Source organism: Paenibacillus xylanexedens, from assembly GCF_017874615.1.
Lineage (GTDB): Bacteria > Bacillota > Bacilli > Paenibacillales > Paenibacillaceae > Paenibacillus > Paenibacillus xylanexedens.
Window position 1 is genome coordinate 72,535 of sequence record NZ_JAGIKV010000023.1, and the last position, 14,229, is coordinate 86,763.

General features: G+C 47.3%; 14 protein-coding genes. 1 reads left to right on the forward strand and 13 read right to left on the reverse strand.

Annotation, left to right across the window (positions count from 1 at the left end):
• Positions 1–6: 6 nt before the first annotated feature.
• From J2Z28_RS24730 to lspA, 8 genes are all read right to left on the reverse strand, one after another.
• A complete protein-coding gene (locus tag J2Z28_RS24730; RefSeq protein ID WP_036606643.1) occupies positions 7–888 on the reverse strand; it encodes a carbohydrate ABC transporter permease in 882 nt (293 codons plus the stop codon).
• 38 nt (positions 889–926) lie between these two features.
• The gene (locus tag J2Z28_RS24735) at positions 927–2,246 is read right to left on the reverse strand and encodes an extracellular solute-binding protein (RefSeq protein ID WP_036671596.1); all 1,320 of its coding nucleotides are present in this window, start codon (positions 2,244–2,246) and stop codon (positions 927–929) included.
• Positions 2,247–2,360: 114 nt separating this feature from the next.
• A complete protein-coding gene (locus J2Z28_RS24740) occupies positions 2,361–3,155 on the reverse strand; it encodes a response regulator transcription factor (protein ID WP_211084674.1) in 795 nt (264 codons plus the stop codon).
• A complete protein-coding gene (locus J2Z28_RS24745; RefSeq protein WP_211084675.1) occupies positions 3,145–4,908 on the reverse strand; it encodes a cache domain-containing sensor histidine kinase in 1,764 nt (587 codons plus the stop codon). The genes J2Z28_RS24740 and J2Z28_RS24745 overlap by 11 nt, the downstream gene beginning before the upstream one ends.
• Before the next feature lie 567 nt (positions 4,909–5,475).
• The gene (locus tag J2Z28_RS24750; protein WP_076251848.1) at positions 5,476–6,303 is read right to left on the reverse strand and encodes a carbohydrate ABC transporter permease; all 828 of its coding nucleotides are present in this window, start codon (positions 6,301–6,303) and stop codon (positions 5,476–5,478) included.
• On the reverse strand, positions 6,303–7,169 hold the full coding sequence (locus J2Z28_RS24755; protein WP_211084676.1) for a carbohydrate ABC transporter permease: 867 nt from the start codon (positions 7,167–7,169) through the stop codon (positions 6,303–6,305). The genes J2Z28_RS24750 and J2Z28_RS24755 overlap by 1 nt, the downstream gene beginning before the upstream one ends.
• Before the next feature lie 24 nt (positions 7,170–7,193).
• A complete protein-coding gene (locus J2Z28_RS24760; protein WP_415841484.1) occupies positions 7,194–8,384 on the reverse strand; it encodes an ABC transporter substrate-binding protein in 1,191 nt (396 codons plus the stop codon).
• Positions 8,385–8,694: 310 nt separating this feature from the next.
• Positions 8,695–9,186, reverse strand: coding sequence for a signal peptidase II (gene lspA / locus J2Z28_RS24765; RefSeq protein ID WP_036606631.1), 492 nt, complete (start codon positions 9,184–9,186; stop codon positions 8,695–8,697).
• 226 nt (positions 9,187–9,412) lie between these two features.
• Between lspA and J2Z28_RS24770 the strand changes: the two genes are divergently transcribed.
• On the forward strand, positions 9,413–9,892 hold the full coding sequence (locus tag J2Z28_RS24770; protein ID WP_244988516.1) for a heme-degrading domain-containing protein: 480 nt from the start codon (positions 9,413–9,415) through the stop codon (positions 9,890–9,892).
• Positions 9,893–9,961: 69 nt separating this feature from the next.
• On the opposite strand, the gene J2Z28_RS24775 is transcribed toward J2Z28_RS24770, so the two are convergent.
• The 5 genes from J2Z28_RS24775 to J2Z28_RS24795 all read right to left on the reverse strand — a co-directional run bounded on the left by J2Z28_RS24775 (position 9,962) and on the right by J2Z28_RS24795 (position 14,228).
• Positions 9,962–10,939 (reverse strand): permease prefix domain 1-containing protein, encoded by a 978-nt coding sequence (locus J2Z28_RS24775; protein ID WP_211084677.1) that lies wholly within the window; start codon positions 10,937–10,939, stop codon positions 9,962–9,964.
• Between the two features lie 6 nt (positions 10,940–10,945).
• A complete protein-coding gene (locus tag J2Z28_RS24780) occupies positions 10,946–11,275 on the reverse strand; it encodes a PadR family transcriptional regulator (RefSeq protein ID WP_017691704.1) in 330 nt (109 codons plus the stop codon).
• 160 nt (positions 11,276–11,435) lie between these two features.
• Entirely contained in the window at positions 11,436–12,383 is a 948-nt protein-coding gene (locus tag J2Z28_RS24785; protein ID WP_036671600.1) for a nucleoside hydrolase, read from the reverse strand.
• A 58-nt stretch (positions 12,384–12,441) separates the two neighbouring features.
• Positions 12,442–12,846 (reverse strand): DUF350 domain-containing protein, encoded by a 405-nt coding sequence (locus tag J2Z28_RS24790; protein WP_017691702.1) that lies wholly within the window; start codon positions 12,844–12,846, stop codon positions 12,442–12,444.
• Positions 12,828–14,228 (reverse strand): glutathionylspermidine synthase family protein, encoded by a 1,401-nt coding sequence (locus J2Z28_RS24795; protein WP_211084678.1) that lies wholly within the window; start codon positions 14,226–14,228, stop codon positions 12,828–12,830. Before J2Z28_RS24795 ends, J2Z28_RS24790 begins: the two co-directional genes overlap by 19 nt.
• Between the last annotated feature and the right edge of the window lies 1 nt (position 14,229).

Genomic DNA, 14,229 nt, shown 5'->3' on the forward strand with positions numbered 1-14,229 from the left:
CTTACGTCAGGAATACTGGATCGTATCTTTGGATGCCGTCGCTTTACGAAGCAGCCAGGTAACCAGCAGACAGATCAAGAGCAGGAAGAACCCTACAGCACTGCCGTAACCAAAGTCGAAGCTACGGAACGCCTGACGATACATATAGGAGGCCATCACTTCGCTGGAGCCATTCGGTCCGCCATCGGTCATCACGTAGATGAGATCGAAATACTTGAGTGAGCCCACTACGGCCAGCACCACAGTCACCTTGATGACTTCTGTAATAAGGGGCAGCTTGATTCGAAAAGCGATCTGCCAAGGACTTGCTCCATCAATCCGGGCTGCTTCCACCAGAGATTCCGGAATATTTTTGAGGGCCGCATAATAGATCAAAATATAGAAGCCTGCATACTGCCATAGAATCGGCACGAACAGTGCATACAACACCAGGGATGGCTCCGCCAGCCAGGCTGGCGGATTGCTGAAGCCGATCGCTTCCAGAAAGGTGTTTAGCACACCATTGCTGGGATGATAGATCTTCAGCCATAACTGGGCGATCGCGACCGAAGACAGCAGCATCGGGATCAAATATATTTTACGGAACAGATTGGCCCCCTTGATCTTGCCTGACAGCACCAAAGCGATCATCAGATAACCGATCAGACTCAGCGCAGAGAACAAAGCAAGTAAAAAGGTATGATTCGCACTCTGCCAGAATGTTCCGTCTTGAAGAAGTCTGGCGTAATTATCCAATCCAATAAAGGTCATTGCACCGATCCCGTCCCATTGCATCAACCCATAATACCCGGTGAGCACGATCGGGATGTAAACCAAGACCAGCAGCAGAAGCAGTGCAGGAAGCACGTACAACGCAGCAACGAGACGGTTGGACATGACTTTGTCCATCACATTATCCTCCCTTCAAGCGTTCAAACGTGTGTACGTCAATTGCCTTTATCAATTGCAGCCTGATGATTCTTCACAAAGTCCTCCGGTGTTACCGCTTTGCCAAACAATGCCTGAATCATGTCAAGATGGGCCTGAGCGGCTGCCGGTTTCATCTGTACGTCTGCAAAGAGCGTAAGGCTGCTGGCCTGATTCAATTCGTTCAGCAGGTCAATATAGAGCTGTGGCAACTGTACTGCCGCCGTATCCACTTTGGTAGCCGGGATGACGCCTGCTTCAGTTACCGAACTTTCACCCCATTTTTCCACAAAGTATTGCACAAACTTCTGCGCTTCTTCCTTCACTTTGGAGTTCTGGGCCACGAACAACCCTACACCTGGACCACCTACCCAGCTATTAATATCGCTCTTGCCATCTTCCATTGTTGGGAATTTGAAAAATCCGATCTTGTCCTTGAATTCCTGCGGGATGTCCGGATTAGTCGTGAAGTTTGGCAGTTCCCAGGTGCCCATGAGGTACATAGCAGCTTTTTCGTTCATGAATTCGGATTTGCCCTCATCGTTAGACAACCCGTTGAAGCCTTTGTTGAAGGCATTCATATCCACCAGCTTTTGTACCTCGGCAGCAGCTTGAGTCAGCGCAGGATCGTCAAACTTGCCAGAGCCATTGATGGCCTTTTCCAGTGCATCTCCACCTAACCGATTCGCCAGATACATATACCAGAGTGAGCCGGTCCAGCGGTCTTTATTGCCCAGTGCGATCGGAACCTCACCGTTCTCTGTCAGTGTCTTCAGCACACTCAGGAATTCATCGTACGTTGCTGGCGGCTGCAAGTTATATTTCGCAAAAATGGCTTTGTTATAATAAATGGGGGAGATATTCAACTCGATTGGTAACGCATATGTTTTGCCGTCTATGGCATAAGCTTCTGTTGTTCCGGCTATGAATTTCTCGCCCAGCGAGTCGCTCAGCAGATCATCGACCGGTGCGAACAGGTTCCCCTTTACATAAGGCTCCAGAAATCCAGCAGCCCAAGTTACACCAACATCGGGAAGTTCATTGGATGCCGACAGGATTTTCAATTTGTTCTTATATTGTTCATTCTCCAGCACTTCCTGCTTAATGGTTACATTCGGATGATCCGTCTGATACTGCTTGATGATATCGTTGACCAGTTTGTTTTGCTGTGCGGAACTGCCTGCTGGCCAGAGGTGCATAAATTTGAGGGTTACTTTCCCATCTGTGCCGTTGCTGCCTGTTTCACCCTCTTCATCCGAACTTGAACTGTTACATCCGGATAAAATTACGGCGAGAACCAGCGTCCATGACAGAAGAATGGCCATCGTCTTTTTGCTCATTATTCCAACCCCCTTGGTTTTTTCGGTTAATGTAACCGCTTTAACCAAATTGTAGCACGCGCCTATCACGCCTATAAGACCAGAACAATTTGGAAAAACTCCACTTTTTTGAGGTTATTTGTTATTTCGTTCAGATAGGGAATGCCGATATTTGCTTGGACTTAGCCCCTCAAGGCTTTTAAATACTGTGATAAAATACTTATCCGTCTGATAACCCACCTGTTCCGCAATCTCCGAGATTGGCATCGTTGTCTGCACAAGCAACTCCTTCGCGCGCTGAATGCGTTTGCGGGTAAGGTATTCAATAAAATTGATGCCGATTTGTTCCTTAAACAATACGCTGAAGTAACTGGAGTTGAGATGGAGTAAATCAGCGATTTCACGCATGGTTACATGTTCACCCAGATGAGTATCCACATAGGTCAAAGCTTCACTGATCTGGCTATTTAGCCTCTGTTCCCCTCGCTCCTTAACATCCAGCAACTTGGGGTCAACCATTTCTTGCATCGTTTGAATACGTCGCTGTTGTTCGCTGAACTTTAGGGCTTTTTCGACAGTCTGTAGCAATTGTTCCTTATCAATCGGTTTCAACATATACTCCACGACACCTAGCTTCATGGCCTGCTGGGCGTACTGAAAATCGGCATGTCCCGACATAATCAGGACAACAGGCTTGTTCGAAAAGTGCTGAATGGCTTCAATCAGAGACAAGCCAGAGAATTCCGGCATGCGAACATCCGTTATTAACAGATCTGCCGGCTTTTTCTTGAGCCATTCCACAGCCTCAACGCCACTTTCTGCAGTCTGAATGTGATTTCGTCCTGCCGACCATCCTTCCAGTGTTTTGCGAATACCCTCTCTTGTACGCGGCTCATCATCCACGATAAGAATCGTTTTGTCATGAATCATATGCACCCTCCGTTCCCATGGGAATCTCAAAGTAAATGACAGTTCCTTCCCTAACCTTACTTGTTATGGAAAGCCTGCAACGTTCGCCAAGTTGGCTGCCAAAGTAAAGCTCCAGTCGCCGATGTACGTTGATTAGACCTACACCTGTCCCCTTGTTGGATACAGCGGGGCCACCATGTAAAGCATGAATGACAGATTGAAGCCGTGATTCATCCATACCGGGACCATCATCCCGAACCTCAATGCGAACCAGATTCTCCTCAGTCGAAGCATTCACATGGACGCTTATCTTTCCCGGTCCCAGTTTACTTTCAATGCCATGGAGAATCGCATTTTCGACCAGGGGCTGTATAAGAAGTTTCGGAATTGCGACCGTACGCACCGTATCACTCAACTGAATCTCCCATTGCATTCTATCTCCCAACCGCATCTGCATAATTTGAAGATAACGCTCGGCGTGTTCCAGCTCGTCGGCAATTGTAACCCATTCATCCTGCTGCGAACTGGAGATGATGTAGCGAAATAATCGGGACATCGCCACAACCATACGTGCCATCTCCTCGTCTCCCTTTTCCTCAAGGGACCAATAGAACGCTTCCAGTGTGTTGAATAAAAAATGGGGATTAATCTGAGATTGCAACGCCTTCAACTCGGCCCGGGACTGCATAACTTCCTTCTCATGAACCACACGGGTCAATTCATTCTGCCTGTATACCATCTGGTTATACACGTTGTTGAGTTCATTGATCTCCATCGTAGAGCTGACCATTAGATTAGGTCTCATTGCTCCCGGCTGTGCACTGCGCATGGCCCGCATCAGCCGTATGAGCGGACGTGTGATCATTGTGGACAGAAAGAAAGACATGATAAGAAACAGAACAACACCAATCATTCCCGAGACGAGCAGCGCCGTTCTCAGGATGGATACACCTTCCGTTGTCTCCCGCAGCGGGGTCAGGACAGCAAGTGTCCATCCCGTTAACTCCGATTTTTGCCGGACGACGATATAGGATTCCTCCCCGTTCTGCACGACTGATCCGCTGTCCAATATGGCTTTGGGATCGAGATTAATCTCCAGATCAGAAGTCACCACTTCGCCTGCCCCATCCAAGAGCATGATTGAGTCCTGCGAACCATCTGTCCCATTCGAATCATTCAGTTGAAAAAAACTGCGCTGCATCCGCACCACCACATAACCTCCATGTTCAAAAGAATGATCCAGCAGGTTAATCCGCCGAATAGCCAGAAGCACACCCGGATCTTCAGGGTCAGCGCCTGCCCATACCAGTCTGCCTTTTCCTTCATCCGCTAAGCTGATCCAGTTGCGCTCCACTCTGAGATCGAGGGATCGGTCATCCATCGGAAAGATCCGGTTATAACCCGTAGTGTATATCTCCATACTTTGTGCGCCGTTGATGAAAGACTGATAGCTGCCTGCAATCTGCAAGAGAGCTTGGCGCTGATTAAAGGTTGCCGGGTTGCCTTGCTTCTCATCGCTAAGCAGACGCTGCACGTATGAATCATCCGCCACTTGGGCGGTCAGCGAATTCACTTGTGCAATGAGTGCATCCAATCTGCCACTGGCTTGGACGGCGGTTTGGTGAATATGTTTCTCCGCATTGCTTTTCAGCAAAGCAGCTACCCGATCATAAGCCGATATGCCTGCGAGCAGCAGAACAACAAGCATCACCATAACAAAACCAATGAAAATCTGATTCCGAAGTGAGTTAAAATGTCCTTTTTTCCCGTGCAACTTCCCCATTCTCCTCTCTTTTTGGCATGTAAAAGAACCCACCACCTTACGCCCGTGCTCTTGAAGACTGGGTACAAACGATGCCGGATTTATCTACGTATTCAGTTCTTCTATATAAAATGAACAAAAGAATATTTACACTAGCCACTACGATGACAGAATAACCTTCCAATCGCTGTTATCCCCAGATTTTTTGATTCCCTTTTTAAAGGGGAAAATCCGGTGATAAAGGCGAAGCATATGCTTCCGATGCAGCTTTCTTTCAGAAAGCTTTTAGCTCCGCTTTTTCAGGTTATTTCTGCCCTCTCCGTTCTCGTGTAAATGTTTAGTTCATTTATATAGTTAAAGCGCTTGCAGAAATGAACCTTACTCTTCTTCTCTCTTAGTCTTTGTTTACTGATTAAACTAACGACTAAAAAATAGCATAGATTTACAGGTTAATCAATCCTCCCGAATAGTTCCCAAACGTTAAATGACAAGGATCAAAAAAAGAGAGGGGACTTTTAAAGTCCACCTCTCTTTGTTCATATCCCTTCACACATATCCTTCTCTGTGACACATCTTCAGTTATTTCACGGACCCTTGGGTAACCCCGTTGATGATCCACTTCTGCGCAAACAGGTAGATGATAATCATGGGCAGCAACGCGAGCAGGTAGGATGCAAACGCAAGGTTAAACTCGGTATTGAACTGTCCTTGGAATACATACTGTACCAGCGGCAGCGTGTACTGTCCCGGATCACTGATAATAATGAGTGGCAGCAAGAAGTCGTTGTACGTGGACAGGCAAGTCAGAATACCAACCGTGGCACTGATAGGCGCCATGAGCGGGAAAATGATTTTCCAGAACGTGCCCCAAGTTGTCGCCCCATCCACAAACGCCGCTTCCTCCAGCGCTACCGGAATGGACCGGATGTATCCAACGTACACAAATACGTTAAATGCCAGGCCATATACCGTGTGCAGCAGGATCAGACCTACCAGATTTGTCATCTCCAGCGATGCGGTCAGCTTAACAATCGGCAGCATGATGATCGGAAATGGAATGAACATCGCGCTGACGAAGTAATAATAGAGTCCTTTGAAAAACTTGCGTTTCTCCATATTACGCGCAATCGCATAGGCCACCATCGAGTTGCTGAGCAACGTCAAAAGCACAGTTGATGCGGTAACGATTGCACTGTTACGGAACGATTGGAAGAAGTTTGTCATGTCGATGGCTCTCGCGAAATTCTCCCAGTGAAGTGTCGTCGGAATGGCAAAGACCGATTGGGCCATCTGTTCCGGATTTTTCAAAGCAATCGTAACGGTCATATACAGTGGGAACAGGATAAACAGGGTACCTAGCACAACGAGTAGCATAACGGGCCAATTGATTCGTGTACGGCTTCTCATTACAGATCCATCTCCCTTCTTTGCAGGAACCGGATTTGCAGAATTGAAATCACCGCAATAACGATGAAGTAAATAACCGAGTTCGCAGATTGATATGCATATTCGCCGCCTTCAAATCCGCCGGTGTAGATCAAGTGGGAGATGGACTGCGTCGCCCGTCCGGGACCACCGTTGGTCAAGGCTACGATTTGGTCGAAGACCATAAGTGAATTTTTCATCGCCAGCACCATATTAATGGTGAAGAATGGGGCAATAAGTGGGAAAGTAATACTCCAGAATTCACGCCATTTGCCTGCGCCGTCGAGGTTGGATGCCTCGTACAGTGTCATTGGTATCGTTTGCAGACCAGCCAAATACAGAATCGTATTTAGGGCCACCGATTGCCATACTGCAACAATGACGATACCGATCCAAGCCAGACTCTCGCTGCCGAGAATGTTGGTGGATAGCGCATTGATGCCCAGGTTTTGTCCCCAGATCGGGAATACGTTGGAGAACAGATAGTTAAATATGTAACCTACGATCAGTACACTCAGAATATTGGGCAGGAAGTAGATACCGCGGAAAAAGTTACGAAACTTGATCTTGGCATTCAGCCCGAGTGCAATGAGCAGGCTCAGGATATTGGTCAGGATCGTCACCACGATCGCAAACTTGAACGTAAACCAGTAGGCGTTACCTACATTGTCATCCTGGAACAAGTTGAAATAGTTTTTAAAACCAACAAAATCATACTCTTTTCCGAATCCGTTGTAATTCGTAAATGAATAATAGATGCCCTGGAGGGCCGGCAGTGTCATAAATACAAAGAACAATACTACCGCCGGAACCGTCATCCAGTAATAGGGTGCGATACGCTTGTTCATACTCCATCCTCCTTCAGACAAGGCCTAGCGCCGATTGGCAACCTTGTCCCATTCTTTGTCGAGTGTATCTAGATAGTTGTCGATGTTTTGGTTCTGCAAAAAGGACTGTACGATGGAATTCAGCTGCACCGCAGCCGGAATATAGTGATCGGGAAAGTCAATAACCTTGCCCTGCTCGATATATGGCATCAATTCCTGTACGGCAGGATCATCCTGCTTCACGCCTTCTACCGCAGAGAACAGCGTCTGTTCGTCAATGTATCTTTCGATATTTTCAGGCTCTAATAGAAACGCAATAAACGTCTCCGCCTGCTCGCGATTAGGCGTGTCCGCCGCAATGGTAAACAGGGAGTCAATCCCGTTCACCAGCTTGATCTCGCTTGCATCGTTGCCCGTAGGGAATGGGAAGAAACCAATGTCAACATTTGGGTTCGCTTTGCGAATCTCCGAGATAGCCCAGGTTCCCTGGATGTACATAAAGGCTTCACCGTTAGCAAAAGCACGGTTACCGTCCGAATAAGCTTTACCAAAGTTATCGCCGTGACCGTACTTCATGAGTTCCAGCTGCTTCTCAGCTACCTCGCGGTATTTCTCCTTGAACGTCACTTTGTTATCGCGTCGCTCTTGGTAGAAATCAATACCGACCAGATTGGAGGCTAGTGCATTGAACGGCAGGCTCGTCTGCCAGTCATCCTTGTATGTGAAATAAAATGGAATCTCACCTGCATCCTTAATCTTTTGGGCGGTCGCAATGAGTTCATCCCACGTCTTGGGCACGTCCAATCCCATTTCCTTAAACAGCGTTTTGTTGTACATGATGCCGTTTGCATTAGTCGCGTAAGGAATACCTGTTACTTCGTCCATGCCTGTGAGATCATTCAGCATTTGTATGTAGTTCGGATCAATCGTCTGGAGTAATGAGCTGTCCGTCAGATCGGTGAAAATATCACTCTGGGCCAGAATGGAATAGGTGTCGGTTGCGCCCATGGCCATAATATCCGGTATATCATTTTTGACTACACGGGTCTTCAATACTGTCTCCGCATCGGGCGGATTCACCTGTGTCACTTGGATATCGTCATGCTCCGCGTTGAACGTCTTGATCAATTCATCAAAGGTTATTTTGGCTTCAGGCTTGTTCTGGAAAAATTCAATCTGCACTTTGCCATTCGCGCTATCTCCACTGGTACAGGAAGATAAAAGTACAGCCATCATTCCACACAGCAACATTGTCCCGAGAGCCTTGGTAAGCGTTGTTCTCATGTTGTACCTCCCTCAGCTTTATACGTAAGAATTTACCCATTCAGATGGTGAAATAACCATTTGGTTAATCCTTCCAAAATAACTTCAATCTGAATGGATGATATAGGTCTTTATTATTTCTAAAACGGTTTCGGTAAAAATGAATCACGGCAGTTCTTCCCATGACCTGAATCGGGCATAACAAAAAGGACACTGGATGATATCCAATGTCCCTCATTTAATAAGCTTATATTCAGCCACTGTAACGCTTTTATCCAACCTATTACGAACGTTCTGCTTTCGGCAAAGCATTACGTAAACGCTTGGCCCGATAACTCTGATATGCACGAATCAACATGCCGATGATGATCATGACCACACCGATGTTAATTGCGACATCAGCGAGATTTAAAATCCCGCGTCCTGACGGAAACACGAGGAAATCCGTTACCCGGGCATAGATAAATCGATCGATTGCATTTCCTAAAGCCCCACCGACCATAAAACCCGCGCCAGCTTGCATCCAGAAACCGCGAATCTCACCTTTACTCCGATAATACAACATGCCCGCTATGAACAGAACAGCAATCACACCAAACAGACGCGCATTCCCCTGAAACATGCTGCCCGCCATTCCACTGTTCTCATAATGCTGTAACTGCATGCCCGAGTTACCCAGTCTCATGACGTCGCCAACTTCCATATACATCCTCACTGCAATCTTGGTTCCCTGGTCCACCAAAGTCACCAGCAGTGCTACAAAATAAAACAGCATCGTGCTTCTCCTCCTGCCTACGTAGCAATAACTTATTTTAACTTTAAGAGTTATGTATATTAGGTTCCCTTCACTTTAACACAGCCGATGTACGGTCTCCAAATGAGCCGTCTTCAACCACGCAAATAACGTCTACTAACATCGTCCAGTCCGTACTCGGAAGGTACTGCACCAACCCATGTCGAATGTAGACATCAATCATATATGTAAAGGGGCTGCCTGTAATTTGAACCTGATCATGACAGAGAAATTAAAGGAAATGCAACAGGAAGAAAAGGACTTGGTATTTGGCACATTTAATTCTGAAATGGCACTTAACCTTGGCCTGCATCTGGTTGAAGAAGCGAAGCGTCGTTCCCAAGCCGTGACCATCGACATTACCCTGAAAGGACATCGTCTCTTTTTGCATGCGATGGAAGGCACTCATCCTGACAACGAAGACTGGATTCGACGCAAGAACAACGTAGTGAATCATTTCTCCTCCAGTTCTTGGCATACCGCCCTGCGGTTGAGAAGCGAAAACCAGACACTTGAGCAAGACTTCAATCTGCCTACATCTGAATATGTACTGGCTGGTGGCGCTTTCCCGTTGATTCTGGAAAATGAGGGACAGGTCGGCACCATTACGGTATCGGGTTTGCCTGATGAAGAAGACCATGATCTGGTCACGACAGGCATTCACTCGTTTTTGTTGCAGCAAAACTAGATTAAATGGAGCAAAAAAAGCCCACCTGATCAATATAGATCAAGTGGGCTTTACTAGCTTAAGTAGTGCTCAGGACGGATTTTTACTTTTCATAATATGGTACACATTGCTAAAGCTGCCGGAGAGAATGCCTGTAATCGGGAATATGGCCCAATTGATATCCCACCGTTGATATACAAAGCCTGTGAACAAGAAGATGGCTGTCGCCAGCGGCCATACAATCGCTTCCACGGCTCTCACAACCTTTACTTCTTGCTTCTTCTCTACCGTCAACTGGTGCTTCTCCAGCAAGTTCGTGTAAGCCCCCTGAATATTACCGTAATATACAAACAGGAATGCTCCTACCCCAGCCATAACCATAAAGGCAGATACACCATAAGAGGCGTAGTTATCATTGATAGAGGAGGCTGCGAAAATAAACACAGGAGACAGAATGCACAGGCAGACACCCGTAATGATGGCTATACGATAAGTCAGAGCGAAGCTCTCCCGACTATGCTGAATACTCATTTTAAGTGTATAAGGAAGCTGGAAGCCCTTCTCCATATGACTGAAGCGTTCAAGCTTCATGCCACTGTGAATGAACATGCCTACCGCAATGGCAATCAGCACGAACATGCCGATCAGGCCCAGTACAGCCCCCGTTTCCACCGAACGGTTTGCAGCTGAAGTGGCATAGTTATCAAATAAAGTATCCATGAAAATCAGAAACGCCACACCCGACGCGCATAATAAAACACCCAGCCCGATCCAAAATCCGGCATTTCTTTTTGCAGTGGTATATGCGTAGGCTTCTTCTTCCGTCAGCACAGGTACTGCCTCTTCTGCACTGACTGGTTGAATACCGAGTTCTGCAGTTAGCTCCTCGATATTACCGAATTCTGAGATCACAATACCGATGGCTTCATTCTCCGACTTGCCTTCCCGCTTCAACTCCAGGTACTTATCTTCCATCCCCGAAAGGAGCTCCTGCTTCAGATGCTCCACCTCGGGTGTCTTCGGTAGACCAGCAAACATGTTCTCCAGATACACCATAATTGTCTCCATGTTCCGTCACAACTCCCTGATAAATAGATTAACAACCTCCTGCGTAACCTTCCATTCCTCACACTTTTCTCTGTAATAGTCGAGGCCGGGCGGCGTAATCCGGTAATAGGTACGACGCTTTCCCAAACTATTCTCATCCAGGTAAAACGATTCAATATAACCGTTCTTCTCCAATCGGGTGAAGGCCGAGTATAATGTCGTCTCCTTCATGACGTACTTTTCCTCTGTCAGCTGCCTGATGTTCTTGGAAATCTCGTAGCCGTACGACTCCCCTTCGAGCAGCATGTAGAGGATCAGCGTATCATTGTAGCCACGTATAACGTCACTGCTGATCACAAAAGATACTCCTCCTCATTACTTCATCTGTCGTAGTAGTTGAAGTATAGCACAATTTACTACGACAGGTGAAGTAGTTATTCCAAAACATAGGCAATAAAAAATCCGTACCTGGAAAAGGCACGGATTTTTTATTTGTCCTGCAGTTAAATTACTATGTTTATTGGATCGCTGAGAGAACATCCAGCAGCATCGATTTGAACTTCGGCCGATCAATGGCCTCACAGACGCGTACATTAGGCTCTTTGCCAAAACGTCCGTTGATATCAACCACACTGTATCCGCGTGTCAGTTCTCCTGCTGCTTCCACATCCACATAATACTGACCCGACTTGGTCATGATGGATTCATCTGCGGCTACAGCCATCAGCAACGTATCGGGATGAGTGGTGCCATTGAGTTTATGTACCGACTTGTTGAACTGCATAACCACTTTGTTGATAGCGGTGAAGAAATCGGCACCCGATGTACCCAGAGCCGCAATCTCTGCATGATCATCATCGTCCATCACTGAATATTGCGTGCACATCTCCCAGCCAACCATCGTGATCGGAATGCCTGCATGCAGTACAATTTTCGCTGCTTCCGGGTCCACGTAGAAGTTATACTCCGCCGCCGGTGTGATATTGCCCAGTGCATTATTCGTTCCGCCCATGATGTACAGGTGAGCAATTTCTGGAATAATCGTTGGGTCCTTCTGGATCGCCATTGCAATGTTAGTCAGTGGAGCAATAGCCAGAAGTTCAATTTCGCCCGGATGTGCGTGCACCTTCTCAATGATAAAATCAACCGCATGCCCGCTCTCGGGACGCTGATCTGCCTTCGGGAAATGCGCGCCACCCATGCCGTCATCGCCATGCACGTCTTCCACTGTACGGTGCTGAGCCTTTCCATAGGCCATTAGCGGACGCTCGCAACCTTTATACACAGGCACCTTGCCGCCATGTCCAGCAACCTGTACCGTGTACAGGGCATTTTCAACCTCCTGGTCGAATTGTACGTTACCGCCCGTAATGGTGATGCCTTCCACCTGAAAGTGATGCAATGCCGTCAGGATCGCAATCGTATCGTCTCCTGCTGTATCTGTATCGATGATGACTCTTCTCATGATGCCGCGCTCCTTCTTCCGTTTATATAGTACATTCTATAAAACACTATGTCTTATTTTACATCAAAAACGTACCAATGACGATGGAAACGCCGATGATAATCGAACGCAGCAGCTGTGCTACAGCCATATTGCCTCGTGCAATTTCGTCACATACCCGCATCTTCGGAATCAGGAAATCAAATATAATATAGACCAGGCACAGCACAATAATTCCAAACGCCGACCACAGCAGCATATCCAACCACGAATGCGTCGAGAAAGATACCATGCCCACAATAATACACAGTCCCAGCAATTTGCTACCCATATACATGCCTGCCGCCTCGTTACCTTTGGCGATTTCCTCACTATCGTTATACCGGGTCAATTTGCTAAAAGCGAAATATCCACATACCAATACCACCAACAGAATGCCTACACCCACCGCCACATTCACGAGGTTTAATCCCAAGTTTTCCATTCCTTCTCCTCCTCATCATTCATCCGTTCACTAACCGTAGCCGCGCAATAATAGGCCATATCTCCAGTTACTTTCTCCCCGACCCGTGGTAGCAACCCAGCCAAACGCCCACCGATAACAAACACCCCTGTAAGCAGATAACCGCTGTATGCTCCATTTTCCGTCTCGATCACAACCTGTTCCATCGGAACCAGCTGCTGATAGATTTTGGGCTGATTTTCGTAATACGCTGTAATTTCTTCATTCTCGTCCGTTGCCCCAGATGCAATATTGAATTCCAGCGCCTCGTTAAGAGGATGCTCCATATCCTGCTTTACAAAGGCATTGTCCGTTCCTCCATCCAGCAAAAGAGTTCCTCTGCCTTCGCGCCCCCAGTAGCTTTTGGCTACATATGATATGGCGTTCAGTTCGAATGGCTCAGCCGAAAAATAGGTGGGCAGCAGATATCGGGAAATCACGTCCATCTCTGCTTCATCAAAGAGGATAAACCCGCAATATTCCGGGGTTTGCTCGTTCCGCTCGTAGAGCGACCAGATTGCCGCCATGAAGCCTTTGCTCTGCATGAGTACATGCTGAACGGGGTTCATCAGGCCCAGTCGTCCCTCACGTACAAGTTCAAGCAGCGCAGCACCAATGTCCACCCCTGTCGTCTCATCCCGATCATCGATCAGATACTCCAGTGGATAAAGGCGATACAGCAGGTTAATCTCCCGACCCTGATGGTAAAGCGCCTCCCCTGGAACAATCTCCAGTTCCTCAAGTGGAGCATAGAAGACTTCGTATCCGGCTTCCTGACAACGTCTCATCAAGAATTCCGTATTCGTTCGATCTTCGACATGTTCTCCAAAAGAAGTGAATGTCACCGGACCCTTTAATCCCTGCTCTGCATAGAATTCCAGCCATATCCTGAAACACTCCCGAATACGTGTATCCATCTCGGCAGATGGTGCGGTCAACGCGGCATCCTCAGCAAGACCGACCAGGATATTTTCCAATGCAGCAACCTCCGGTATGCCCGTTGGAGTGTCCGTATTATTTTCAATACACTTCGGCCCAGCTTCTCCGATAATCCAGTCCTGACGGGTAATGCCTCCAGTTACCATCTCCATACGTGCCGCCGGAATAAGCCCGGGATGGATACCCAACTGATGCTCCAAAAAAGAATCCGGCATATATTGCTGGATAAATCGCATCACTTTACAGTAAATGCCGTCTACCTCCTCCGCTGCGGTAAGCAGCTCTTGTATCTCCGAGGGAGAATAGACCGTCAATGTAGGTACACAATACTGCTTCCCGTACATTCGATGGTATGGAATCTGTTGTCCCGCTTCACCCTGAAACACCTCTTCGTGACTAAACGGCAGTTGAACCACTTGCCTCATC

Coding starts and splice junctions, on each gene's coding strand:
- J2Z28_RS24730 (WP_036606643.1), bottom strand. CDS start 888: ATGGACAAAGTCATGTCCAACCGTCTCGTTGCTGCGTTGTACGTGCTT.
- J2Z28_RS24735 (WP_036671596.1), bottom strand. CDS start 2,246: ATGAGCAAAAAGACGATGGCCATTCTTCTGTCATGGACGCTGGTTCTC.
- J2Z28_RS24740 (WP_211084674.1), bottom strand. CDS start 3,155: ATGATTCATGACAAAACGATTCTTATCGTGGATGATGAGCCGCGTACA.
- J2Z28_RS24750 (WP_076251848.1), bottom strand. CDS start 6,303: ATGAGAAGCCGTACACGAATCAATTGGCCCGTTATGCTACTCGTTGTG.
- J2Z28_RS24755 (WP_211084676.1), bottom strand. CDS start 7,169: ATGAACAAGCGTATCGCACCCTATTACTGGATGACGGTTCCGGCGGTA.
- J2Z28_RS24760 (WP_415841484.1), bottom strand. CDS start 8,384: ATGATGGCTGTACTTTTATCTTCCTGTACCAGTGGAGATAGCGCGAAT.
- lspA (WP_036606631.1), bottom strand. CDS start 9,186: ATGCTGTTTTATTTTGTAGCACTGCTGGTGACTTTGGTGGACCAGGGA.
- J2Z28_RS24775 (WP_211084677.1), bottom strand. CDS start 10,939: ATGGAGACAATTATGGTGTATCTGGAGAACATGTTTGCTGGTCTACCG.
- J2Z28_RS24785 (WP_036671600.1), bottom strand. CDS start 12,383: ATGAGAAGAGTCATCATCGATACAGATACAGCAGGAGACGATACGATT.
- J2Z28_RS24790 (WP_017691702.1), bottom strand. CDS start 12,846: ATGGAAAACTTGGGATTAAACCTCGTGAATGTGGCGGTGGGTGTAGGC.
- J2Z28_RS24795 (WP_211084678.1), bottom strand. CDS start 14,228: ATGAGGCAAGTGGTTCAACTGCCGTTTAGTCACGAAGAGGTGTTTCAG.